The sequence below is a fragment of the Mesorhizobium sp. M0590 genome, from assembly GCF_040320905.1.
Classification (GTDB): Bacteria; Pseudomonadota; Alphaproteobacteria; order Rhizobiales; family Rhizobiaceae; genus Mesorhizobium.
In genome coordinates this window covers 1-941 of record NZ_JAMYQN010000071.1, presented here as the reverse complement: position 1 = coordinate 941, position 941 = coordinate 1, and the positions used below count along the sequence as shown (strand labels likewise).

The 941-nt window shown below is 58.2% G+C and carries 1 protein-coding gene; it reads right to left on the bottom strand.

The window, feature by feature from the left end; genetic code table 11:
- Nucleotides 1-62 precede the first annotated feature (62 nt).
- A partial coding sequence (locus NKI52_RS32650; protein ID WP_352700869.1) for an ABC transporter substrate-binding protein occupies nucleotides 63-941 on the bottom strand: 879 nt, incomplete at its 5' end.

Here is a 941-nt window from a genome sequence, read left to right as displayed (position 1 = left end):
CGGTTCTGGATGATCTGCATAAGCCTTTCCTTCCCTGATGGGACACGACGTTCGGCGATTGCCTACGTCTTCAACTCCTGCTTTAGTTGATAGAGAAAGCGCCAATCCGTTCCGGTGGCGATTATCTCTTGCGGGCTCGACTTGATCATGCCCGTTTCGTACATGCGCAGCGCGTAGAAGCGCATCGAGGCTTCGGCATCGAAATCCCGCCATCTGTCGTACCGGAGGTCGCCAAGCGTTTGCAGCGCGAGTTCGTAGCTGGGGACGAAACCTCGATCGACCAGCTGCCCTGCAGTCCATGACGGATCTGAGACACAGAGGTCGGCGCCCTTGAGGATGGACCGCAGGACGCGCTTTGTCGCCGCCGGGTATCTGTCTACATAATCCGCAGTCGCGGAAATCATGCAGCAGAAGTGCTGCGACCACGGCGGGTCGGTGGTCGAGTTGAGGATTGTGTGGCCTACTTTCCTGGAGCGAAGTTCCTGCGTGCGGGGCGGTTGGCCGAGCACTGCATCGTACTTTCCTTCGACGAAGCCTTCCGCAAAATTGTGCTCTTCGATGACCCATTCGATGTCGTTGACGGGATCGAGCCCAACATAGGCGGCCATCAGAGAAACCAACACGTGTTGCGGCGAATCAAGCGTAAAGACCCCAACCCGCTTTCCCCGCAGGTCCGAGACGCCTTTGACGCTGTCGTTGGCGATCAGTTCGAGGCACCCGGAGTGCAGTCCGCTTAGTACCCTGATCGGCACTCCTGCATCGATCGACGCCAGATGAATCGGCACATAGTTCACACTGAAATCCGTCTCGCCGTTTGCGATCCACGCGGAATGATCAACCTTCTTGTCACCTTGCACATAGCGGACATCGGTGAATCCCTCGGCGCGCAGCATCTCTCCGGCGAGGTACAGGCCCGCCCAGCAATAGGCGCCGCCGATGTA